General features: G+C 69.7%; 19 protein-coding genes. 10 read left to right on the plus strand and 9 right to left on the minus strand.

The window, feature by feature from the left end:
• Positions 1–222 precede the first annotated feature (222 nt).
• The 4 genes from AB0D34_RS39800 to AB0D34_RS39815 all read left to right on the plus strand — a co-directional run bounded on the left by AB0D34_RS39800 (position 223) and on the right by AB0D34_RS39815 (position 6,581).
• Positions 223–879, plus strand: a complete 657-nt coding sequence (locus AB0D34_RS39800; protein WP_362671201.1) for a hypothetical protein — start codon at positions 223–225, stop codon at positions 877–879.
• Between the two features lie 385 nt (positions 880–1,264).
• Positions 1,265–1,789, plus strand: a complete 525-nt coding sequence (locus AB0D34_RS39805; protein WP_362671203.1) for a hypothetical protein — start codon at positions 1,265–1,267, stop codon at positions 1,787–1,789.
• A 1,172-nt stretch (positions 1,790–2,961) separates the two neighbouring features.
• Complete coding sequence (locus tag AB0D34_RS39810; RefSeq protein WP_362671205.1) at positions 2,962–3,384, plus strand: hypothetical protein; 423 nt, start codon at positions 2,962–2,964, stop codon at positions 3,382–3,384.
• Entirely contained in the window at positions 3,381–6,581 is a 3,201-nt protein-coding gene (locus tag AB0D34_RS39815) for a glycoside hydrolase N-terminal domain-containing protein (RefSeq protein ID WP_362671207.1), read from the plus strand. Before AB0D34_RS39810 ends, AB0D34_RS39815 begins: the two co-directional genes overlap by 4 nt.
• A 215-nt stretch (positions 6,582–6,796) precedes the next feature.
• Here the strand turns inward: AB0D34_RS39815 and AB0D34_RS39820 are convergent, their stop codons facing one another.
• From AB0D34_RS39820 to AB0D34_RS39855, 8 genes are read right to left on the minus strand one after another with little or no spacing between them, the layout of a single operon-like run.
• A complete protein-coding gene (locus AB0D34_RS39820) occupies positions 6,797–7,432 on the minus strand; it encodes an LUD domain-containing protein (RefSeq protein ID WP_362671208.1) in 636 nt (211 codons plus the stop codon).
• Positions 7,429–8,928, minus strand: coding sequence for a LutB/LldF family L-lactate oxidation iron-sulfur protein (locus tag AB0D34_RS39825; RefSeq protein WP_362671210.1), 1,500 nt, complete (start codon positions 8,926–8,928; stop codon positions 7,429–7,431). Before AB0D34_RS39825 ends, AB0D34_RS39820 begins: the two co-directional genes overlap by 4 nt.
• Entirely contained in the window at positions 8,925–9,665 is a 741-nt protein-coding gene (locus AB0D34_RS39830; protein ID WP_362671213.1) for a (Fe-S)-binding protein, read from the minus strand. The genes AB0D34_RS39825 and AB0D34_RS39830 overlap by 4 nt, the downstream gene beginning before the upstream one ends.
• Complete coding sequence (locus AB0D34_RS39835) at positions 9,656–10,558, minus strand: amidohydrolase family protein (protein ID WP_362671215.1); 903 nt, start codon at positions 10,556–10,558, stop codon at positions 9,656–9,658. Before AB0D34_RS39835 ends, AB0D34_RS39830 begins: the two co-directional genes overlap by 10 nt.
• Before the next feature lie 2 nt (positions 10,559–10,560).
• Entirely contained in the window at positions 10,561–11,598 is a 1,038-nt protein-coding gene (locus tag AB0D34_RS39840; protein WP_362671218.1) for an aldo/keto reductase, read from the minus strand.
• A complete protein-coding gene (locus AB0D34_RS39845; RefSeq protein ID WP_362671220.1) occupies positions 11,595–12,368 on the minus strand; it encodes an SDR family oxidoreductase in 774 nt (257 codons plus the stop codon). Before AB0D34_RS39845 ends, AB0D34_RS39840 begins: the two co-directional genes overlap by 4 nt.
• Positions 12,365–13,702 (minus strand): L-fuconate dehydratase, encoded by a 1,338-nt coding sequence (locus AB0D34_RS39850; RefSeq protein WP_362671222.1) that lies wholly within the window; start codon positions 13,700–13,702, stop codon positions 12,365–12,367. The genes AB0D34_RS39845 and AB0D34_RS39850 overlap by 4 nt, the downstream gene beginning before the upstream one ends.
• A gap of 11 nt (positions 13,703–13,713) precedes the next feature.
• Positions 13,714–14,565 carry a fumarylacetoacetate hydrolase family protein gene (locus AB0D34_RS39855; protein WP_362671225.1) on the minus strand — a complete coding sequence of 284 codons (852 nt, stop codon included), beginning with the start codon at positions 14,563–14,565 and terminating at the stop codon, positions 13,714–13,716.
• 791 nt (positions 14,566–15,356) lie between these two features.
• On the opposite strand from AB0D34_RS39855, the gene AB0D34_RS39860 reads away from it, so the two are divergent.
• The 4 genes from AB0D34_RS39860 (at position 15,357) to AB0D34_RS39875 (ending at position 19,919) form a co-directional block, all read left to right on the plus strand.
• On the plus strand, positions 15,357–16,406 hold the full coding sequence (locus AB0D34_RS39860) for a sugar ABC transporter substrate-binding protein (RefSeq protein WP_362671228.1): 1,050 nt from the start codon (positions 15,357–15,359) through the stop codon (positions 16,404–16,406).
• Positions 16,407–16,510: 104 nt separating this feature from the next.
• Positions 16,511–18,082 carry a sugar ABC transporter ATP-binding protein gene (locus tag AB0D34_RS39865; protein WP_362671230.1) on the plus strand — a complete coding sequence of 524 codons (1,572 nt, stop codon included), beginning with the start codon at positions 16,511–16,513 and terminating at the stop codon, positions 18,080–18,082.
• A gap of 2 nt (positions 18,083–18,084) precedes the next feature.
• Positions 18,085–19,128, plus strand: coding sequence for an ABC transporter permease (locus AB0D34_RS39870; protein WP_362671232.1), 1,044 nt, complete (start codon positions 18,085–18,087; stop codon positions 19,126–19,128).
• Positions 19,129–19,217: 89 nt separating this feature from the next.
• Positions 19,218–19,919, plus strand: coding sequence for a FadR/GntR family transcriptional regulator (locus AB0D34_RS39875; protein WP_362671235.1), 702 nt, complete (start codon positions 19,218–19,220; stop codon positions 19,917–19,919).
• Between the two features lie 176 nt (positions 19,920–20,095).
• On the opposite strand, the gene AB0D34_RS39880 is transcribed toward AB0D34_RS39875, so the two are convergent.
• On the minus strand, positions 20,096–20,491 hold the full coding sequence (locus tag AB0D34_RS39880; RefSeq protein WP_362671238.1) for a hypothetical protein: 396 nt from the start codon (positions 20,489–20,491) through the stop codon (positions 20,096–20,098).
• A gap of 408 nt (positions 20,492–20,899) precedes the next feature.
• Here AB0D34_RS39880 and AB0D34_RS39885 point away from each other — a divergent pair, with 408 nt between their 5' ends.
• Complete coding sequence (locus AB0D34_RS39885; protein WP_362671240.1) at positions 20,900–21,280, plus strand: zinc ribbon domain-containing protein; 381 nt, start codon at positions 20,900–20,902, stop codon at positions 21,278–21,280.
• 63 nt (positions 21,281–21,343) lie between these two features.
• Positions 21,344–22,534, plus strand: a complete 1,191-nt coding sequence (locus AB0D34_RS39890) for a CoA transferase (protein WP_362671243.1) — start codon at positions 21,344–21,346, stop codon at positions 22,532–22,534.
• The last annotated feature ends 35 nt before the right edge of the window (positions 22,535–22,569 follow it).

Consider the following 22,569-nt stretch of genomic DNA (forward strand, 5'->3'; position numbering starts at 1 on the left):
ACATGTGGATGAACGTTCAACTCTCGCGGGTTGTTCCCGCCAGGCCCGGCGGTCGTTGTGAGGTGGGGAACATGCCGTGCCGGAGGCCTCAGTTGAGGTAGCCGCGGGTTGGCCCAGGGCCGCGAGGCGGTCGTGTACCGGTGCGTCGTACCCCCGGCGGGTAAGACCAAGTGGTGATGGGGGAGCATCTGCTCAGCCGTCCCCAGCCCGTGAAGGATCGTCATGCCTCCTGTCCGCCGTGCCGTACCGCCCATCCTGCTCGCCTGCCTCCTGATGACGGGCTGTTCGTCCGTCCAATTCGGCACACCGACACCCTCCAGGTCCCAGAGCCCTGCGCCCGGTGCGCCCGGCGGGTCAGGGCGGGCGATCGCGGTGGGGGCGGGCCCGCAGAAGCACTACACCGTGCAGGAGCAACCGGCCGCCGGTTCATGCCATTACCGCTCCGAGCATGGCGAGCCCCTTGAGGACCCCACCTGCACGCCGGGCGCCATATCTCCGGCGGTGACGCAGGCGAATCTGAGGTCGACGATCTGCCGCAAGGGCGGCTACACCTCCGGCGTGCGCCCCTCCGCGTATGTGACGGGCAAGGAGAAGAGGCTCAACGCCGCCTCCTACGGATACACCGGCCGCATGGGTGATGCGGAGTACGACCACTTGATCAGCCTGCAGCTCGGCGGCGACCCCAACGATCCGAGGAACCTGTGGGTGGAGCCGGCCGACCCCGGCCACAAGAAGGGTGCCGGGGTGAACAACAAGAAGGACCCGGTGGAGACGAAGCTGCACACCGCGGTCTGCAAGGGCCAGGTCACGCTCGCGGCCGCGCAGCAGGCCATCGTCACTGACTGGACCACAGCCCTGACCGTCCTTCACCTCGAGTGAAGAGGGTGCTTGAGGGCGGTGTGTGCCGTACGCCGGGATGTCCCCGACGAGTCTGTGCGGGTCGCCGGTCGGGGGATTCGACTTGGCCGGTTCCCTTGCGTCGCCTGCGCCGGGGGACAGCTCATGGGCACGGCCGGGGGCGAACGCAGTGCGTCCATCCGGTCATTGGAGCTGACGTGACGAGGGGCCGTCAGCGGGCCTGGCGCGCGATGCCGACAACCAAGCGCGGTCCATGACCTTCTCCCCGCCAGTCCCACCGTAGTCAAACGTTCAGCAAGGAATCTCTACGGCCGGCAAACAGATCTACCCGCATAGATGGCCCCGGTGCTGTCATGTTCGCGACCGCCCGGAATTCCTGCCGGGCACCGCTCCGGGAGAACCCCCCATGCCCCGAATATCCCGCTCGCTGGTCACCGCTCTTTCCTCCCTCGCCCTCGCCGCCGCCGGCCTCACCGTCGCAGCCGGCACCGCCCACGCGCAGAGCTGCAGCCAGGACTACCTCCCCCTCCCCGACTCCAGCTGCCAGCCCGGCGACTTCAACCCGGACGTCACCCAGTCCACCATCGACTCCACGATCTGCGTCTCCGGATGGACTGCGACCGTCCGGCCGTCCAGCTCCTACACCACCGCGCTGAAAAAGAAGCAGATCGTCGAGTACGGCTACACAGACACCAGCACCTCGGACTACGAGGAGGACCACTTCGTCCCCCTCGAACTCGGCGGTGCCCCCAAGAGCGAGCTCAACCTCTGGCCCGAGCCGGAGTACGGCACCACGACCGCGGCCAACAAGGACACCGTCGAGAACAAGCTCAAGAAGGCCGTCTGCGCCGGCACCGTCACCCTCGCCGACGCCCAGGACGCAATCGTCACGGACTGGACGACCGCACTGACGAACCTCGGGTTGAGCTGATCCCTGATCCCCTCTGCTCGGCGCGGGGTCGGTCTGCTCCTCCGGGAGCAGACCGACCCCTCTCGGAAGGCAGACCGAGCGCCACACACAGAGTTCGGGAGCACGGAGCACCAGCGACCGACCAGCGGGCACCCGGCAAGTCACCCAGGGGGCATAGGCAGTGGGTGGAGCTGACCGACCCCGGCCACCGCGGGGGTCCCGGGATGAACAACAAGTAGGACGCGGTGGAGACGAAGCTGGTCCAACCTGTTGATCAGATGAAGACGACCGCGGTCTGCGACGGTCAGATCACGCTCGCGGCTGCGCAGAGGCCGTCGTCACCGACTGGACCACGGCTCTGACCGTCCTTCACCTCGGCTGAAGGCGGCTGGAGGGCAGTGCGTGCCGTACGCCGGAATCTTCCCGACGGCGCTGTGTCGGTCGCCGGTGTGAGGGGCCCCGGCTGGACGGGGGAGACCAGCCGGGGCCGTGTGTGGTGGAGTACGGAGGGCGGTCGCCACTCGGCGGGAGGCTCCATGGGGCTTCAGCCGGACGATCGTCCACATGGGCGCGTCACGCACGAAGAAACCTCAGCCAGGCTCCTTGCAGCGGCTGGCGTGACGTTGAGCAACCTGGCTGAAGCAGGCTTTGCTCCTCCAGGGCTCCACTGTGATGCTTCCACAAGAGGCGTGTCAGGCATCAGTTGGCCTGTCTCCCAACGCGGAAGGCATCCGAGCATGCGACGGTACGTTCTCACTGGCACGCCAGGCGCGGGCAAGGCATCGATCCTGCGGTGCCTGGCGGAGCATGGGGTGGCGTCCCGCCAGGTGGTGTAGCGGATCAGCGCCGGAATCCGCAGGTCATCGCCGCATCGGTGCGGTTCGGGGCCGCGCATGGCGCTGACGGCAGGTCAGCCGCTGCGCGACCCGGGAGCCATGTCCCATGGCGTGGCCGACGCGCGGTTACCGGAACTCGTCGAGCAAGGTCGCTTACACCACGAAGAGGGACACGACCGAGCATGGCTACGAGGTTGTCGAGGAAGCCGCCACCGCAGTCATCGCACTAGCGCAGGCTGAGGGCGAGGACGAGCCATGGACACGGGCATCCTTCATCGATGAGGTCGCCGGTCTGCACGTACGCGCTCGCGAAGTACCTCTGGGCGGCCGGTTTCCCGTGCGCGGCAGGTGTTCTTCGTGCGCAATCTGGGATTCTGTGAGCCCACCAGCGCCCGTCGGATCAGCTACCAGGAGTCGCTGGTATGCGAGAAGTTCCACGAACAGAGCTCCCGCGCGTTCGGCTTCGACCTCATCGACATCCCTGCCGGCGACCTGGCTGATCGTGTGGCCGCGGTCAGCTCGGTAATCTCACCTCCGCCGAGCGTCGGCTGCTGGTTTGACATCCGATGTATTCGGGGGATCCTCGCTGTCCTCTACTGGTTGCCTGGCCGCGGTCGACGTGCGCAAACCTCCTTTCTTGGCCCGCCAGAGACACCCTTCTTGCGCCGGTTGAAGCTGCGTGAGTTGGTGCTGCAGCCCTCTAGACATCCGATCTATGTCGCGGCAAAGATGACGTGCACCCCGGAAGAACTCGTCCATCGCTGGGAGATCTTGCCGTGACCCATGCATCCCACCCGCAGCGAAGAAGCGTCCTGAAGCTCGGCAGCGCCCTCGCCCTCGCCCCCCTGATCACTCAGCTGGCCGACGGCACCCCTGCGGGGTTGGCCTTCGCCGGCACTTCGGCCGCGTCGGAGGCCGGACGGTGGCCGACCCTGTCGCGCAAGTCGCTGTCGTACTCGGTCCCCGCCCTGGACTGGCAGTCGCAGGCCCTGCCGATCGGCAACGGCCGTCTCGGCGCCATGCTGTTCGCCGACCCCGACCAGGAGCGCATCCAGTTCAACGAGCAGAGTCTGTGGGGCGGGGTCAACAACTACGACAACGCGCTCGCGGGCAAGCCCGACAGTGTGTTCGACACCGGTATGACCGGCTTCGGCTCGTACCGGAACTTCGGCGACGTCGTCGTCACGTTCGCCGATCGTGCGAAGGTCACGGCCCCCGGGGGTCCGTACCGCACCTCCGCGTCGGAGGGCGTGGAGAAGTCGTACGACGGCAACGCGAGCACCAAGTGGTGCATCGACGGGCCCGGTTCGAGGGTGCAGTGGCAGGTCGAGCTCCCCGAGCCCGTCGCGGTCGCCTCCTACCGTCTGACGAGTGCCAACGATGTGCCGCAGCGCGACCCGCAGGAGTGGACGCTGTCCGGTTCCGTCGACGGCGCCGACTGGACCACGCTGGACAGCCGCACTTTGGCGGCGCCCTTCGAGAGCCGTTTCCAGACGAAGGAGTTCACCTGTGCCACCAGCGGGTCGTACCGCTTCTACCGGTTCGACTTCGTCCCCAAGGCAGGGGTCAGCCACTTCCAGGTGGGCGAGATCGGTCTGACCGGCGTCGACCTCGGCGGCGCCGCGCTGTACCTGTCGTCGCCGAGCGGGCACTCCCGGGGATCGGATGCCGGGGCCGGATCCCGGGCCACTGACATCTCGTGTTCGGTGGACCGCGATCCGGCCACGGTCTGGCGCATCGACGACGCCGCACCCGCGGTCGTCTGGCAGTCAGACCTGCCCCGCGCGGTCGCCGTCACCTCGTACACGCTGACGGCGGCCCCGGACCGTCCGCAGGACGACCCCGGGCGATGGACGCTCGAGGCGTCGCAGGACGGGCAGGCCTGGGTGACCCTCGACACGCAGAGCGCCGGCGCGCCCTTCGCCGGCCGTGGCGAGAGCCGGACGTTCCGGATCACCAACAGCACCGCCTACCGCGCCTATCGGCTCACGTTCACCCCGGGTGAGTCGTCAACGTGCTTCCAGATCGCCGAAGTCGTACTGGAAGGCAGGGGGTTCGACACGCGCACGCAGCGCACGTTCGTCGACTACCAGCGCGCCCTGGACTTCCTGACGGGTGTTCATGTCACCCGCTTCGGCACGCCAGGGCGGCGCGTCCGTCGGGAGGCCTTCGCCAGCCGGTCCGCCGACGCCCTGGTCTTCCGGTACACGTCGGACACCGACCAGGGACTCTCCGGCACCATCTCTTTGACATCCGGACAACAGGGGGCTCCGACGACCGTCGACGCCGACGCCCGGCGGATCGCGTTCAGCGGAGTCATGGGCAACGGCCTCAAGCACGCCTGCACCGTCCAGGTCGTGCACACCGACGGCGACCTCCGCGTCGACGGATCGGCCCTCCGTTTCAGGGGCTGTACAAGCCTGACCCTGCTGCTCGACGCCCGCACCGACTACAAGCTCGACGCCGCCGCCGGATGGCGCGGAACCGATCCCGAACTGGTCATCGACAGAACACTCGACAAGGCGGCCGCCCGGTCCTACAGGGAACTGCGCGAGGAGCACACCACCGAGACACATGCGCTCATGAACCGTGTCTCCGTCGGCTGGGGCACCTCCGACGACGCCGTCATCGCCCTGCCCACCAACGCCCGGCTCGCGCGTTACGCGTCGGGCGGAGAGGACCCCACCCTCGAACAGGCGATGTTCGACTACGGCCGCTACCTGCTGATCAGTTCCTCGCGCCCGAAGGGCCTGCCGGCCAACCTCCAGGGCCTGTGGAACGACAGCAACTCACCGGCCTGGGCCTCCGACTACCACACCAACATCAACATCCAGATGAACTACTGGGGTGCCGAGACGACGAACCTGCCGGAGTGCCACGAAGCACTCGTCGAGTTCATCGAGCAGGTGGCGGTGCCCAGCCGCGTGGCGACGCACAACGCGTTCGGAAAGGACACGCGAGGCTGGACCGCCCGCACCAGCCAGAGCATCTTCGGCGGCAACGCGTGGGAGTGGAACACCGTCGCGAGTGCCTGGTACGCACAACACCTCTACGAACACTGGGCGTTCACCCAGGACATGAAGTATCTCCGTACCGTCGCGTACCCGATGATCAAGGAGATCTGCGAGTTCTGGGAGGACCACCTCAAGGAGCGCGAGGACGGACTCCTCGTCGCTCCGAACGGCTGGTCCCCCGAGCACGGGCCGCGCGAGGACGGCGTCATGTACGACCAGCAGATCATCTGGGACCTGTTCCAGAACTACCTCGACTGCGAGGCGGTGCTCGAGGCCGATCCCGCCTACCGTGCCAGGGTCGCGGACCTGCAGGCGCGACTCGCGCCGAACAAGATCGGCAGGTGGGGGCAGTTGCAGGAGTGGCAGGAGGACATCGACAGCCCCACCGACATCCACCGCCACACCTCACACCTCTTCGCGGTCTACCCGGGCCGCCAGATCACACCGAAGACACCCGACTTCGCGGCCGCCGCCCTCGTCTCGCTCAAGGCCCGGTGCGGCGAGAAGGAAGGTGTTCCGTTCACGGCCGCGACGGTGTCGGGCGACAGCCGCCGCTCATGGACCTGGCCCTGGCGGGCGGCCCTCTTCGCCCGCCTCGGTGACGGGCAACGCGCCCAGATCATGCTGCGCGGACTGCTGACCTACAACACGCTGCCCAACCTGTTCTGCAACCACCCGCCCTTCCAGATGGACGGCAACTTCGGCATCACCGGCGCCGTGACGGAGATGCTCCTCCAGAGCCATGACGGCGTCATCCACCTGCTGCCCGCCCTGCCCGACGCCTGGAAGGCCAAGGGTTCCTTCACCGGGCTCCGCGCCCGCGGCGGCTACGAGGTCAGCTGTGAATGGCGGGACGGGAAGGTCACGTCCTACAAGATCGTGGCCGACCGGGCACGGAACCAGCGGAACATCACTGTGCGGGTGAACGGCGCCGACAGGAAGGTGAAGCCGATCAAGTCCTGAAGGCCGCAATGCGGAGACGGCGGCCGCGGGGGCGTGACGGCGAACACTGATCCGTTCTCGGCCCGTCGCCGTCCGTCGCCGTCCGTCGCCGTCCGTCGCCGTCCGTCGCCGTCCGTCGCCGTCCGTCGCCGTCCGTCGCCGGCACGGCCGGTCTCGCGACCGCGTCGTGCCGAGCGGTGAGCGGTCACATCGGGGACAGTGGACTCGACCAGCCGCTACGTGTCCTCGATCACGACGATGTCCAGGACCCGCGGCCCGTGCACGCCTTCCACCCGGTCCAGTTCGATGTCGCTGGTGGCCGAGGGCCCGGAGACGAACGTCAGCGGCCGGTACGGGTCCAGTCGTTGCAGCGCCTCGGGGACGTCGGGGGCTATCTGGCTCGCCCGGACCACGCAGATGTGCTGGTCCGGCAGCAGGGTCAGGGCCCGGCGGCCCTGGCCGGGGCCGTGGTCGAGGGTCACGGTTCCGGTGACGGCGATGGCGGTGGCGACGGTGGTGATCACGGCGTCCGCCGCGTCGAGCCGGCTCACCGTCAGCGGCGGGACGTCCGCCAGCCGCGACCAGGGCCCCTCGGGGACGAGGTCCTTGGGGAACTCCGGCGGCAGGACCACGGACCGCGCTCCGGTACGTGCCAGCGCGCGCCCGACGGCGGCCGCGGCGCCGGCCATCGGCACACGGACCACGGTGGCCCGGTACTCGGCGGCGCGTTCGGTGAACAGCCCGACGATGTCCGGCCCCGCGTGGTCCGCGCGACCTCCGTGCGGGACCGGTACGTCATCGGGACTCTCGGCGCCCGGCACATCTCCCAGAGCCGTCCGCACTGCGCTGAGGACTGTCTCGCGGCCGCTCATCGTGCTTCCTTCCCTTCCGCCGTCGTACGGCCTTCGTCTTGTCCGGTTGTTCTCGTACGGCGCCACCAGGCACGCATCGATTCCCGGGCCGGTGCGGGTGCGTCCCGGGTGGCGGACCAGCGGGCGAGGGGACCCGGCAGGAAGCCGATCCGGCCCTCGCGGGCCACCAGGCGGGCGCCGAAAGCTGCGAGCCTCTGGGCGGCCGCCAGGCGTTTGGGGGAGGACAGCACCGTCGCCGCGGCCTTCATGGCCAGCGCCTCGGTGGTGGGCAGCTGCCGCTTCCGGCGCTTCGCCTCAACGACCTCGGCGCGCAGATGAGCCAGCACCTCAGGGATGTTGATCTTCACGGGGCACGCGTCGTAGCAGGCCCCGCACAGGGTCGAGGCGAAGGGCAGCGAGGCGGCGTTCTCGACGCCGACGAGCTGCGGGGTCAGGACGGCGCCGATCGGCCCGGGGTAGACGGAGCCGTAGGCGTGGCCGCCGGTGCGCTCGTACACCGGGCAGACGTTCAGGCAGGCCGAGCAGCGGATGCAGTTCAGCGCCTGGCGGCCCACCTCGTCCGCCAGGGTGGCGGTGCGGCCGTTGTCGAGGAGCACCAGGTGGAAGTTCTGGGGGCCGTCGCCCTCGGTGACGCCGGTCCACAGGGAGGTGTACGGGTTCATGCGCTCGCCCGTGGACGAGCGGGGCAGCAACTGGAGGAAGACGTCCAGGTCGGCGAAGGACGGCAGCACCTTCTCTATGCCCATGACGGTGATCAGTGTCTCAGGCAGCGTCAGGCACATCCGCCCGTTGCCCTCCGACTCCACGACCACCACCGTGCCGGTGTCGGCGGCGGCGAAGTTGGCACCGGAGACGGCCACCTTGGCCCGCAGGAACTTCTCCCTCAGATGGAGCCGGGCCGCTTCGGCGAGGTCACGCGGGTCGTCGGTGAGGGTGTCGGGGGCGGGCCTGCCCCACTCGCCCATCTCCCGCCGGAAGATCTCCCGGATCTCGGAGCGGCCCCGGTGGATGGCCGGCACCAGGATGTGGGAGGGGCGGTCGCCGCCCAACTGCACGATGAGTTCCGCGAGATCGGTCTCGTACGCGCGGATGCCGGCGTCGGCGAGTGCCTCGTTGAGGCCGATCTCCTGAGTGGCCATCGACTTGACCTTGACGACCTCCCTCTCGCCGGTCGCCGCCACCAGGCCGGTGACGATGCGGTTGGCCTCGGCGGCGTCCGCCGCCCAGTGCACGGTTCCGCCCGCGACGGTCACCGCCTTCTCCAGCCGCAGGAGATGGTGGTCGAGGTGGCGCAGCGTGTGGCGCTTGATCGTCGCGGCCGTTTCCCGCAGCTCCTCCCAGTCCTCCAGTTCGGCGGCGACCGCGAGGCGCTTGTCGCGGATGGTGCCGGTGGCCCGGCGCAGGTTCGCCCGCAGCCGGGTGTCGGCGAGCGCCTCGCGCGCGGCCTCGGGGAACGCCGGTGTGCCCAGCCATACGACGTTGTCGGCGCCGCTCACCGTGTGTCCCCTTCCGTGGCGGCCAGGATCTCGGCCAGGTGCAGGGTCCCGACGCCGGTGCGGAGCCGGGACAGGCCGCCGCCGATGTGCGTGAGGCAGGAGTTGTCGCCCGCGGTCAGGAACTCGGCGCCGGTGTCCAGGACATGGCGCATCTTGTCGGCCAGCATGGCGTTGGAGACGTCGGCGTTCTTCAGCGCGAACGTGCCGCCGAAGCCGCAGCAGGAGTCGGCGGCGGGCAGTTCGACGAGGTCGATGCCCTTCACCGCACGCAGCAGCCTGAGCGGCCGGTCGCCGACGCGCAGCATGCGCAGTGAGTGGCAGGTGGGGTGGTAGGTGACGCGGTGCGGGAAGTACGCGCCGACGTCGGTGACGCCGAGCACGTCGACGAGGAGTTCCGACAGTTCGTACACCGTGGGCGCCACCTGCTCGACCGCCTCGGTGAGGGCGGAGTCCCCGTACTGGGCGGCGACCGTCCGGTGGTGGTCGCGCACCATGCCGGCGCAGGATCCGGAGGGGGCGACGACGGCGTCGTAGCCCGCGAAGGCCTCGGTGAAGCGGCGCACCATGGGCAGGGTCTCGGGGCGGTAGCCGGTGTTGAAGTGCATCTGGCCGCAGCAGGTCTGAGCCTGCGGGAACTCCACGGTGTGGCCGAGGCGTTCCAGGAGTGCGGTCACCGCCTGGCCGGTGCGGGGGAACATGGTGTCGTTGAAACAGGTGATGAAGAGAGCTATGCGCATGGGGCTTCCTGGGGTTGGCCCGGCAATCCGGTGACGGTCAGGCCGTAGGTCCGTGCGGCGGTGCCGGTGAAGACCTCGTGGCGTTCTGCGGGGGCGAGCCAGGCCGTCAGCTTCTGTGCCGTGTCGACCACTTGGCCGTAGGAGGCGGCGAGCCGGCAGACCGGCCAGTCGGAGCCGAACATCAGGCGTTCGGGGCCGAAGGCATCCAGGACCGTGTCGGTGTACGGCCTGAGGTCCTCGACGGTCCATGTGCCCCAGTCCGCCTCGGTGACCAGGCCGGACAGTTTGCAGACCGTGTTGGGGAGGGCGGCGAACCATCGGATCTCCTCGGCCCATGGGTCGAGGGCACCGGACACGACGGGCGGCTTGCCCGCGTGGTCCAGGACGAACGTGAGTTCCGGCAGGCGCGCGGCGGCCTCGACCGCGGCCGTGAGCTGATGGGGCTTCACCACCAGGTCGTAGACGAGTCCCGCTTCGGCGACCGCGGTCAGGCCACGCAGCACCTCGGGGCGCACCAGCCAACCGGGGTCCGGTTCGCCCTGCACCTGATGGCGGATGCCGACCAGGTACTCGCCACCGAAGCCCGCGCGCAGCCACGCGAGAGCATCGGCGACATCAGGGGCGGTCAGGTCGGTCCAGCCGACCACACCGGCGATCAGATCGCTGGACGCGGCGAGGGCCAGGAACTCCGGGGTCTCCTCCGGGACGGTGATCGTCTGCACCAGCACGGTGGCCGAGACACCGGCGGCACGGGCCTCCGGCGCCAGGTCGGTGAGGGTGAAGTCACGGCGTAGCGGGGAGAGTTCGGGACCGGTGATCCAGTCCTGGTCGCGTACCGAGAGCTGCCACACATGATGGTGGGCGTCGATGATGCCCGGCCAGGGATGCGGCACGGTCACAGCGTCCACTCGCCGGCCCCGGTGCATGTGGGGTCCTTCGACGGCGTCGATACGGGGACGGGGGTGCCGTCGGCGAGCAGCCCCTCGGCGCGCAGCTCGTCCCACAGGGCGTCCGGGATCGGGCGGCGCAGCTGCTCGACGGTGTCGTGTACCTCTTCGGTGGAGCGGGCGCCGGTCAGGACGCTCGCGACCGCGGAGTGGCCGAAGGGGAAGCGCAGGGCGGCGGCGCGCAGCGGAACGCCATGGCGTTCGGTCACCTCCAGCAGGCGCAGCGCGCGGTCGAGCACCGGCTGGGGCGCCGGGGCGTAGTCGTACGTGGCGCCGGGTCGCGGAGCGGTGAGCAGGCCGGAGTTGAAGACCCCGCCGATGACCACGCTCCGGCCGCGGGCGGCGGCCTCCGGCAGCAGTTCGGCAAGGCCGTCCTGGTCCAGGAGGGTGTAGCGGCCGGCCAGCAGCACCACGTCGATGTCGGTCTCGCGCAGGAAGCGGGTGGGCAGCGCGGACTGGTTCATGCCGATGCCGATGGCCCCGACCACGCCTTCGCTGCGCAGGCGTTCCAACGCCGGGTACGCCTCACGCAGCGCCTGCTCGGCGTGGTCGTCCGGGTCGTGCAGCAGCGCCACGTCGATCCGGTCGAGGCCGAGGCGGTCCAGGCTCGCCTCCAGCGAGCGCGACACCCCGTCGGCGCTGAAGTCCCAGACGCGACGGTGGGTCGCGGAGACGGCGAAGCCGTTCGCGAGATCGTCGCCGCAGTCGCCCTCCGGGTCGGGTACGAGCAGCCGGCCCACCTTGGTGGAGACGGTGTACGTGTCCCGGGGGCGGTTGCGCAGTGCCGTGCCGAGCCGCCGTTCCGACAGGCCCAGCCCGTAGTGGGGTGCGGTGTCGAAGGCGCGGACTCCGGCGTCCCAGGCCGCCGCCACGGTGGCGAGGGCGGCCTCCTCGGTGACCGGATGGTAGAGGTTGCCGAGACCGGCACAGCCGAGCGCGAGTTGCGTGATCCCGACCGCGCTGCCGCCCAGCGTGGTGGTCCTCACGACCGGTCCGCCGGGCGCAGCCGCAGCCCCTGCATGCCGCCGTCCACCGCGAGTGCGGTGCCGGTGACGGACGCCGCTGCGGGACCGGCGAGGTAGACGATGGCGGCCGCCACCTCGTCGGCGGTGACCAGACGGCCCAGGGGCTGGCGGGCGTTGAGCGCGGCACGCTCCGCTTCCGGGTCGTCGGCGGCGTCCAGCAGCCGACCCACCCACGGGGTGTCGGCGGTGCCGGGGTTGACGCAGTTGACGCGGATGCCCTCGCGGACGTGGTCGGCGGCCATGGCCAGGGTGAGGGAGAGCACGGCGCCCTTGCTGGCGGAGTACAGGGCGCGCTGCGGGAGCCCCGCGGTGGCCGCGATGGAGCAGGTGTTGACGACGGCCGCAGTGCCCGGACGGGCGGTGGCGGCGCGGCGCAGATGGGGCAGCGCGGCCCGGGTGGTGCGGACCATGCCGAGGACGTTGACGTCCAGGACGCGGTGCCACTGCTCGTCGGGGTTGTCCTCGACGGTACCGATGGCACCGATGCCGGCGTTGTTGACGAGGATGTCGATGCCGCCCAGCGCGCCGGCCGCGGCCTCCACGGCGGCGCGTACCGAGGTGTCGTCGCTGACATCGGCCTTGAGACCGAGCAACGGCTGTGGCACACCGGCGGGTTCGAGATCCAGGACGGCCACCGCTGCGCCCTGCGCGGCCAGCGTGCGGGCGGTGGCGAGCCCGATTCCGGCAGCACCGCCGGTGACGACGGCTCTGAGACCTGACAGATCGGTCATGCCGCATCCTCCTGCCCGGCGCGGTCGGCCACCCAGAACGTCCCGTCGGGGTAGCGGTATTCGGCGATGGACTCCTCGCGCATGGTGGCGGAGAAACCGGGGGCGAGCGGAGCGGTGTAGTGGCCGTCGCGCATCACGACGGGTGTGGTGAAGTGCTGGTGAAGGTGGTCGACGAACTCGATGACCCGGTTCTCGGTGGTGCCGGACAGGGCCAGGTAGTCGAACATCGACAGGTGCTGCACCAGTTCGCACAGCCCCACCCCGCCGGCGTGCGGGCACACCGGCACCCCGAACTTGGCGGCGAGCAGCAGGATGGCGAGGTTCTCGTTGACCCCACCCACCCGGGCGGCGTCGATCTGGAGGACGTCGAGGGCGCCGGCCTGCAGGAGCTGCTTGAAGACGATGCGGTTCTGGACGTGCTCGCCGGTGGCGACCTTGACCGGCGCGACCGCCTTGCGGATCGTGGCGTGGCCGAGGATGTCGTCGGGGCTGGTGGGCTCCTCGATCCAGTACGGGTCGAACTCGGCGAGGCTGTTGGTCCACTCGATCGCCTGGTCGACGTTCCAGCGCTGGTTGGCGTCGATGGCGATGCGGATGCCGTCGCCGACGGCGGCACGGGCGGTGCGCATTCGCCGGATGTCGTCGTCGAGGTCGGCGCCGACCTTGAGCTTGATCTGGGTGAAGCCGTCGGCGACGGCCTGCTTGGCCAGCCGGGTGAGCTTGTCGTCGGAGTAGCCGAGCCAGCCGGGGGAGGTGGTGTAGCCGGGATAGCCGCGCTCCAGCAGGATCGTCTCGCGCTCGGCCAGCCCCGTCCGGCCCTCGCGCAGCAGCCCCAGGGCGTCCTCGGGGGTGAGGGCGTCGGCGATGTAGCGGAAGTCGACCTGGGAGACCAGCCACTCGGGATCGGCGTGGGCGAGCAGCTGCCACAGCGGCTTGCCCTCCCGCTTGGCGGCGAGATCCCACACGGCGTTCACGACGGCGCCGATCGCCATGTGCATCACCCCCTTCTCGGGGCCGAGCCAGCGAAGCTGGCTGTCCCCGATCAGGTCGCGGCTGAGCGAGCCCGGGTCGGCACACAGCTCCGCCACGTCACGGCCCACCACATGCGGCCGCAGTGCGTTGATCGCTGCCGTCTGGACGTCGTTGCCGCGGCCGATGGTGAAGGTGAAGCCGTGGCCTTCGAGCCCGTCGCCGGCGTCGGTGCGCAGGACGACGTAGGCGGCGGAGTAGTCGGGGTCCGGGTTCATCGCGTCCGAGCCGTCCAGTTCCCGTGAGGTGGGGAAACGGACGTCATAGGTGTCGACCGCGGTGATCCGGGCGGAGGTTGCAGTCAAGGGGATGCCTTTCACGCTTGGCCGAAGGTCTGACGCTGGCCGCCGAGTCCGTCCACGGACAGCTCGACGGTGTCGCCGGAACGCAGATACGGGGTGCCGGGAAGGCCGAGGGCCACACCCGCGGGTGTACCGGTGTTGATCACATCGCCCGGCTCCAGAACCATGTACTGGCTCAGATAGGCCACGATGTGGTCGACCGGGAAGATCATGTCGCTGGTGTGGCCGTCCTGCCGCTTCACGCCGTTGACGCTCAGGTGCAGTCCGAGGTTCTGCGGGTCGCCGACCTCGTCGGCGGTGACCAACCAGGGGCCGAGGGGATTGAAGGTCTCGCAGGATTTGCCCAGGTCCCACTGCGGCGAGTACTCCAGCTGGAACTCGCGCTCCGAGACATCGTGGCTGATCGCGTAGCCGGCGATCACGGCCCGCGCGGCGGCGGGGCCGTCGAGGTAGCGTGCGCGGCGGCCGATGACCACCGCCAGTTCGACCTCCCAGTCCGTCTTCACCGAGCCTCGCGGGACCAGCACCTCGTCGTACGGGCCCACGACCGTGCCCGGGTCCTTCATGAACACCACCGGACGCGGCGGGATCGGCGCTCCGGTCTCGGCGGCGTGGTCGCGGTAGTTCAGGCCGACGCAGACGATCTTGCCGGGACGGGCGACAGGTGCGCCGATCCGCAGACCGTCCGCGTCCAGTTCGGGCAGCTCGCCCGCCCCGACCGCCGCACGGGCCCGGTCGACACCGTCCCCGGCAAGGAAGGCGCCGTCGATGTCGGAGGCCACGGAGGACAGATCCAGCAGACGGCCGTCCTCGGTGCGGACAGCGGGCCGCTCCTCGCCGGGTGCGCCGACTCGTAGCAGTTTCACTGGGCAACTCCCTTGCCATGGGTGGTTCGTGAGGGGGTGAGGGACCGCAGTCATCGGAGGAATCGCGGCAGGGTGACTGTAAACGTAGAAGGGCCCACTGACAAAGGAAACCTCGGATGTATTTCGTCATGGCTGGCGGCTGCACCTCTCACGCTTGGGTGATATGGGCAAATTTGTACGGGAATGGAGTCTGAGGTCGACTCCTTCCCCCCGATGAATCCAAGGAGCATTCACGCGCTCATCCTCCCTGATGAGAGCAGGTCGGGCAGGGCGGATCGCCTGGTCTCGCGGGGGTGGGCACCCCCTCGTGCGCCTCCTCTCCGGCCATCGCGGAGTGGTCGGCGGTGGCGTCGTTGCCGAATCGTGAGTTGTTGTCGCTTGGCGCCACGAACTCCCTGGTGTCGATATAAACCCAGGTGAGAAGAGGTTTCGGGAGGCGATCAAGAGCGCCTGCGCGGACCCCCGGCACCCCGCAGGCCGATGTCACAGAAATCTGCGGCAGTGGACTCTTGTCAACGTCGGCAATGCCGTCGTAACGTCCTCGACGTCCGATATACATCGGAGGAATGGCTTGCACGTTCCGGTGAGCAACCGGTGCGGCGTGCGGTCGTTCGGCCTCCACGTCCGTCTGGCTGCCACTCCCTCACGCCCCTGTCTGCTGTGGTCCGCACGTCCTTGTGCCGGATCCGCAGGCTGTCCGGCCGGCGGCCTCGTCCTTCCCCCGCAGGCGAATACGCCCCCTTCACCCTCACTCGGCGGCTCCCCGCCCTGCCTGAAGAGAGAACACGGTCATGAAGCTCGCTCGCCCCCGCTCCACCGCCGCAGGCGTCCTCGCCGTCCTGGCGGCGATGACGCTCGTCACCGCGTGCAACCGCGACAGTTCCGACTCGGCCGGCGCGAGCAGTGCCGCACCGGCCATCGGTATCGACCTGCCGCGCTCGGACTCCGACTTCTGGAACTCCTACGCCGAGTACGTGAAGAAGGACATCAAGTCCGACGGCATCAACGCCCTGCCGCTGAGCAACTCGCAGAACGACGTCACCAAGCTGGTCGCGAACGTGCAGGTGTTCCAGAACACCGGTGCCAAGGCCGTCGTCATGGCGCCCCAGGACACCGGCGCCATCGCCTCCACCCTCGACACCCTCGCGTCGAAGAAGATCCCGGTCGTCAGCGTCGACACCCGTCCCGACAAGGGCGACGTCTACATGGTCGTACGCGCCGACAACAAGGCGTACGGCACCAAGGCCTGCGAGTACCTCGGCAAGCAGCTGAACGGCGAGGGCAAGGTCGCCGAGCTGCAGGGCGCCCTGGACTCCATCAACGGCCGCGACCGCTCCGAGGCTTTCGCCGCCTGCATGAAGACGAAGTTCCCCAAGATCAAGATCTTCGAGCTGCCGACCGACTGGAAGGGCGACGTCGCCTCCGCCAAGCTCCAGTCGCTGCTGGCCCAGCACCCGGACCTGAACGGCATCTACATGCAGGCCGGCGGTGTCTTCCTGCAGCCGACCCTGGCACTGCTTGAGCAGAAGAAGCTGCTCAAGCCGGCGGGCCAGAAGGGCCACATCGCGATCATCTCCAACGACGGCATCCCGCAGGAGTTCGACGCCATCCGCAAGGGCCAGATCGACGCCACCATCTCCCAGCCCGCCGACCTCTACGCCAAGTACGCGCTGTACTACGCCAAGGCCGCGGCCGAGGGCAAGACCTTCAAGCCGGGCAAGACCGACCACGACTCCACCATCGTCGAGATCCCGAACGGCCTGGAGGACCAGCTGCCCGCCCCGCTGGTGACCAAGGACAACGTGGACGACAAGGCCCTGTGGGGCAACAACGTCGGCTGATCACCGGCAGCTCAAGCCCGCGGTGGGGAGGGACCGGCACCTGCCTCCGTCCCCACCGCGCCCTTCCCCGCTCCCCGCATCCGACGTCAAAGGACGGAATCCCCATGGCGGATACCGCGACCGGTCCCGGGCATCCGGCCCCGGTGGCCGAGGCGACCGGCATCAGCAAACGGTTCGGCGCGACCGTCGCCCTGCGCGACGCACGTATCAGCATCGCCTCGGGTGAGTCGCACGCCCTGGTCGGCCGCAACGGCGCCGGCAAGTCGACGCTCGTCTCCATCCTCACCGGTCTCCAGCAGCCCGACACCGGGACCCTGCGCTTCTCGGGGGAGTCGGCGCCCGCCTTCGGCGACATCGACGCCTGGCGTTCCCGCGTCGCGTGTGTCTACCAGCGTTCCACGATCATCGGTGACCTGACCGTCGCGGAGAACCTCTTCCTGAACCGGCAGAGCGCCGGCGCGGTGCAGCCCATCCGCTGGAAGCAACTGCGGCTGCGCGCAGAGGAGTTGCTCGGCGAGTACGGCGTTGCCGTCGACCCCGCCGCACGCGCGAAGGACCTCACCGTCGAGCAGCGGCAGTTCGTCGAGATCGCCAGGGCGCTGTCCTTCGGCGCCCGCTTCATCATCCTCGACGAACCGACCGCCAAGCTCGACGCCCGCGGCATCGGCCGCCTCTTCGACAAGCTGCGCGACCTGCAGGACCAGGGCGTCGCCTTCCTCTTCATCTCCCACCACCTGCAAGAGGTGTACGACCTCTGCAGCACGGTCACCGTCTACCGCGACGCGGCCCACATCCTGACCGCGCCCGTGGCCGAGCTCGGTCACCAGGCGCTGGTGGAGGCCATGACCGGCGAGTCCGCCTCCGTCGCGGCGGTCGGCGAGAGCGGGTCCCCGGCCGCACGGGCCGGCTCCGCCGAGGTGCTGGAGATCAGCGGTCTGACACTTCCCGGCGCCTGCGAGGAGCTGTCCCTCTCGGTGCGCGCGGGCGAGGTGATCGGGCTCGCCGGTGCCGCGGCCAGCGGCAACGTCCAGGTGGGCGAGGCCGTCGCCGGTCTGCACCGGGCCCAGGACGGCAGTATCTCGGTCGGCGGCAGGAGCGTGCGCACCGGCAGCGTGCCGTCCGCCCTGGCCGCCGGAGTCGGCCTGGTCCCCGAGGACCGCCACCTCCAGGGACTGGTCAACAACCGCAGCGTGGCGGAGAACGCCACCCTGACCGTCACCGACCAGCTCGGCCCGTGGGGCACGGTCCTGCCCGCGCGGACCAGAGCCTTCGCCCAGCGCATGATCGAGGACCTCGACATCAAGACCCCGGGCGCCGCCACCCCGGTCTCCGCCCTCTCCGGCGGCAACCAGCAGAAGGTCGTCGTCGCCCGCGCCCTGGCCACCGACCCTCACGTCCTGGTGGCCATCCGCCCCACCAACGGCGTCGACGTCAAGTCCAAGGAGTTCCTGCTCGGCAGGATCCGGCAGGTCGCCGACGCAGGCAAGGCCGCACTGATCGTCTCCGACGAACTCGACGACCTCAAAGTGTGTGACCGGGTCGTCGTCATGTTCCACGGCCGGGTGGTCGCCGAGTTCGACCGCGGCTGGAAGGACGAACACGTCGTCGCCGCCATGGAGGGCGTCGGCACCCCTCTCGCATCCGCCGTATCCGGCACCGACGAGCACGGAAGGTAGTCATGTCCGCCACCACAGATCTCACCGAGCCCGCAGCGAGTGCGGCGGAGCCGGCCGCAGCGGACACCGCCCGCATCCGCGTCGACCTCGGCCGCTTCCGTGAGCTGTCCCTGGTCCCGGCCATCCTCGTCCTGATGGTGATCGGGTTCATCGTCTCGCCGGCCTTCCTCACCGCCGACAACCTCATCGGCGTCGCCCAGCAGTCCACCGAGCTGAGCCTGCTCGTCCTCGCGACCACCTTCATCCTCATCTGCGGACGGATGGACCTGTCCCTGGAGTCGACCATCGGCGTGGCCCCGGTCATCGCCGTGTGGCTCGTACTGCCTTCCAGCGGCGGGCGATTCACGGGCCTCGGGATGTTTCCCGAATGGACGGCGGTCCCTCTCTGCCTCCTGGTCGGCGCGGCGATCGGCGCCTTGAACGGCTTCCTCATCCTCAGACTGCGGCTCAACGGCTTCATCGTCACCCTCGGCGGCCTGACCATGCTGCGCGGACTGCAGGTTGCCCTCTCCGAGGGCCAGTCCATCGTGGAACTGCCGTCCTCCTTCACGTACCTGGGCAAGGCCTCATGGCTGGGCGTCCCGGCCTCCATCTGGATCTGCGCGCTGCTGTTCGCAGTGGGCGGCAGCGCGCTGGCGTGGCTGCGGCACGGCCGCGCGCTGTACGCGATCGGCGGCAACGCCGAGGCGGCCCGCACCGCGGGCATCCGCGTCGACCGGATCGTCTGGGTGGTGCTGATCCTCGGCAGCCTGCTCGCCGCGTTCGCCGGCATCCTCTACACCGGCCACTACGGTTCCATCTCCGCCACCCAGGGCAGCGGCTGGATCTTCCAGGTCTTCGCCGCGACCGTCATCGGCGGGGTCAGCCTCAACGGCGGCAAGGGGTCCGTGTTCGGCGCCCTCACCGGTGTCCTCACCCTCCAACTGGTCATCAACGTCATGACCCTGGCGGGCGTACCGCCCCTGTGGAACCAGTTCCTCAACGGTGCGATCATCATCGTCGCCCTGATCATCTCCCGCTTCGCCTCCGGCGAGAAGCAGGAGTAAAGGCCGGCTCCTGGCGGCTCCGCTCTTCGTTCGGACGCGGACTGGGCGGAGCCGCCGGGGCCCTACCCACCCCCACAGAGAGGCACCTCGTGGCACTGACCGACGAGGCGATGGACAAGATCAAGGCGATGATCGTCGCCGGCGAACTCGCGCCCGGCTCCCGCCTGCCCAAGGAAGACGTCCTCGCCCGACAGCTCGGCCTCTCCCGCAACTCGCTGCGCGAAGCCGTGCGGGCCCTGACCGCCATGCGGATACTGGTCAGCCGACAGGGCGACGGCACCTATGTCTCCAGCCTGGAGCCCCACCTTCTCCTCGAGACGCTGTCCTTCGCAGCGGACGTCTCCCAGGGGCGTGCCGCCCTGCAGTTGCTCCAGGTCCGCAGGCTGCTCGAACCCCAGGCGACCGGACTGGCCGCGGCCATGCTGCAACCGCACGACCTCCAAGAACTGCGCGACCTCCTCGACCGATGCCGCTCCGCCGCGACCGTGGAGGACTTCGTCGCCCACGACATCGCCTTCCACCTGCGCATCGTCGAAGCGGTCGGCAACCCGGTCCTCTCCATGCTCCTGGAGGTGCTCTCCACGCGCACCCAGCGGGTACGCATCGTCCGAGGCAGCCGCACCCGTGATGCGCTGGACAGCGCCCACCAGGACCACGAGGCGATCCTCCGCGCGCTCCAGGCACGCGACGCGCTGCTCGCGGTCTCCGCCGCGACTGTGCACATCACCGCCGTCGAGCAGTGGCTGGCGACGAGCTGCGACGACGACACTCTCCGCCCGATCGACGGCTGACGGCCCCCGCCGCTTTGGTCATGTGGGCGTCGGTCGAGCGCGGACATGGCAGCGCTGCATCGAGCGTCGCTGGTGCCGTCTGGGCGCCGCAGGGTCATCGCGGGTGCAGCGGCAGCCGAGACGCTCAGGAAGGTGCTGCATGCCGGCGCGGTGCCGGCGCCGGTTCGGATCACAGTTCATGGCGGCGACCCCAGTGTCCGGGACCTGCTCGGTGAGGTCCTGCGCGGGCCCGTGCGGATGACCGCGCAGGTCTCGCCCGGTCCGGGCGTTCGCAGGGCGAAGCGGGGCAGCCGGACGCCGAACTCGGCGGTGAGGGCAGCGCGGCGTACTCCGCTGCGAGGCGCTCGGGGGACGCAGGGGGTGAAGCCCAGCCGGCGAGGCCGCAGGGCCTCCTCGTCCGCCTCGCTCAACTGGTCCTCGCAGGCCGCGGCGTCTGCCCACTCCGCGCTCCACCGCGCCAGGCAGGACCGCCAGTCGAGAATCTGGGCCGGCCCTCGAATCTGCCCGGCATCCTGACCGTGACGGTCGACGGCGACACGTTCGAGGACTGCCCCCGCCTGTCTGTCGGCCATATCCGCGAGCAGGATCGGATCGAGATCCGGTTTCTGAGGGCGGCACCCTCCGCCGCGCCCTCCCTGTCGGCGCCGTCGTCCAACTCGCCGGTCTGTTCCGCAGTGTGCTCGCCGATCTGCCCACCCACCTCGGTGGCGTAGGCAGGCACGCGCAGATGGGCCCCGCCGCCCTGCCGCGCTTCACCGACAAGGCACCAGCCGCCACCTCGGTCGTCGACGTCTGACAGTAGCGCCGGGAAGAGGCTCTGACCTCGGCGAACAGAACGCCGTCCGCGCACAAAGATGCGTCAACCCGTCGTTGACCAGCGATCCGTGGCGGGCCAGTGTGGTGGAGCCGAATCGGATTCCGTGCCGAACCGGATTCCGATCGCCCCTTTCCGGTCACCGAACCGCGTGCAGGAGGCCGTGATGCCCCAGACAGACACCCGTGAACCCATCGAGTCGGACGCGCCGACGAGCAGCGGAGAACTGCTCTTCCAGCGCTGCCTCTGGTGCGGCACGCCGGCCTATCGCCGTTCGTTCTGCCGCGCCTGCGGGTCCACCGCCTTCAGGCGGGAGCGCAGCTCGGGGGCCGGGGTCCTCGTGCGTCGCGTCGGCCAGGTTCCGCTCAACACCTGGTTCGCCGCGATGGACGAGGGATTCACCCTGACCTGCCAGGTCACCAGGGTGGAGCCGGTCGTGGTCGCGGTCGGGGCGAGAGTGCGTGTCGTACGGACCGTCCCTCCGCTCGCCCAGGGGTTTCCCCTCGTCGAACTCACCCATCGCGCAACGTCCTCGGACCGCTGGTAGCGAGCGGGAAGAGGTCCGGCCATTTCACGCTCGCACCGGCGGCACGATCAGAGAGGAGGGTGCGTGGGCACCCACTACGGAACAGACGCCGCACTGAACGGTCTGCGGATCGCCGACTTCTCCCGGGTTCTCGCGGGACCGTACGCCACCATGCTCCTCGCCGACCTCGGCGCAGACGTGGTGAAGGTGGAGCGGCCGGCGACCGGGGACGACACCCGGGCCTGGCACCCCCCGGCGGACCGCGACGGCACGTCGACCTACTTCCTGAGCGTCAACCGCAACAAGAGGTCCGTCGTCCTGGACCTGACGACCGACACCGGCCTCGAACAGGCCCGTGCCCTGATCGCCGAGTCCGACGTCCTGGTGGAGAACTTCCGCCCCGGCACCATGGAACGGCTGGGCCTCGGCCACCAAAAGCTCCGCGCCGAGCGCCCGGAGCTCATCTACTGCTCGATCAGTGGGTTCGGCAGCGGCGCGGGAGCCGCGATCCCCGGATACGACCTGCTCGTGCAGGCGGTCGGCGGCCTGATGAGCGTGACCGGGTACGCCGCCGGCGAGCCGGTCAAGGCCGGCGTGGCCCTCGTCGACGTGATCACCGGACTGCACGCCTCGCTCGGGATCATGGCGGCCCTACGGCACCGGGACGCCACCGGCGAGGGACAGCTCGTGGAGGTGAACCTGCTCGGCTCGCTGCTGTCGGCCATGGTCAACCAGGCGTCCGCGTACGCCGTGGCCGGTGTCGTCCCGGGGCGCATGGGCAACGAGCACCCCAGCATCGCCCCGTACGAGACCCTCCCGACCGCGGACCGCCCGCTCGCCCTCGCGGTGGGCACCGACCGGCAGTTCGCCGCGCTCGCGGCGGCAGTGGGAGAGCCCGGTCTCGCTCTCGACGACCGTTTCCGCACCAACGCCGACCGGGTCGCCCACCGCGCCGAACTGCGGGACATCCTGACCAAGCGGCTCAGCACCGCGGGTGCCGACCACTGGTCGACCGTCCTGCTGGCCGCCGGTGTCCCCGCCGGACCGGTCAACACGCTCGACGACGCCTTCGCCTTCGCCCACAGGCTCGGCCTTCCCGGCATCGTCGAGATCCCCGCCGCACCCGGCGACGGAGAAGAAGGCAGGCCCTCCCGCCAGGTCGCGCATCCCATCGCGCTGGACCGGACCCCGGCCCGGTACCGCCTGCCCCCGCCGCGCCTGGGCCAGCACACCGCGCAGATCCTGCACGGCTCGTCCGACCACGCCTCAACCTGACCCCCGAATTCCCTACCGATGACAAAGGAGCCCCA

Source organism: Streptomyces sp. NPDC048420 (genome assembly GCF_040651535.1).
GTDB lineage: Bacteria > Actinomycetota > Actinomycetes > Streptomycetales > Streptomycetaceae > Streptomyces.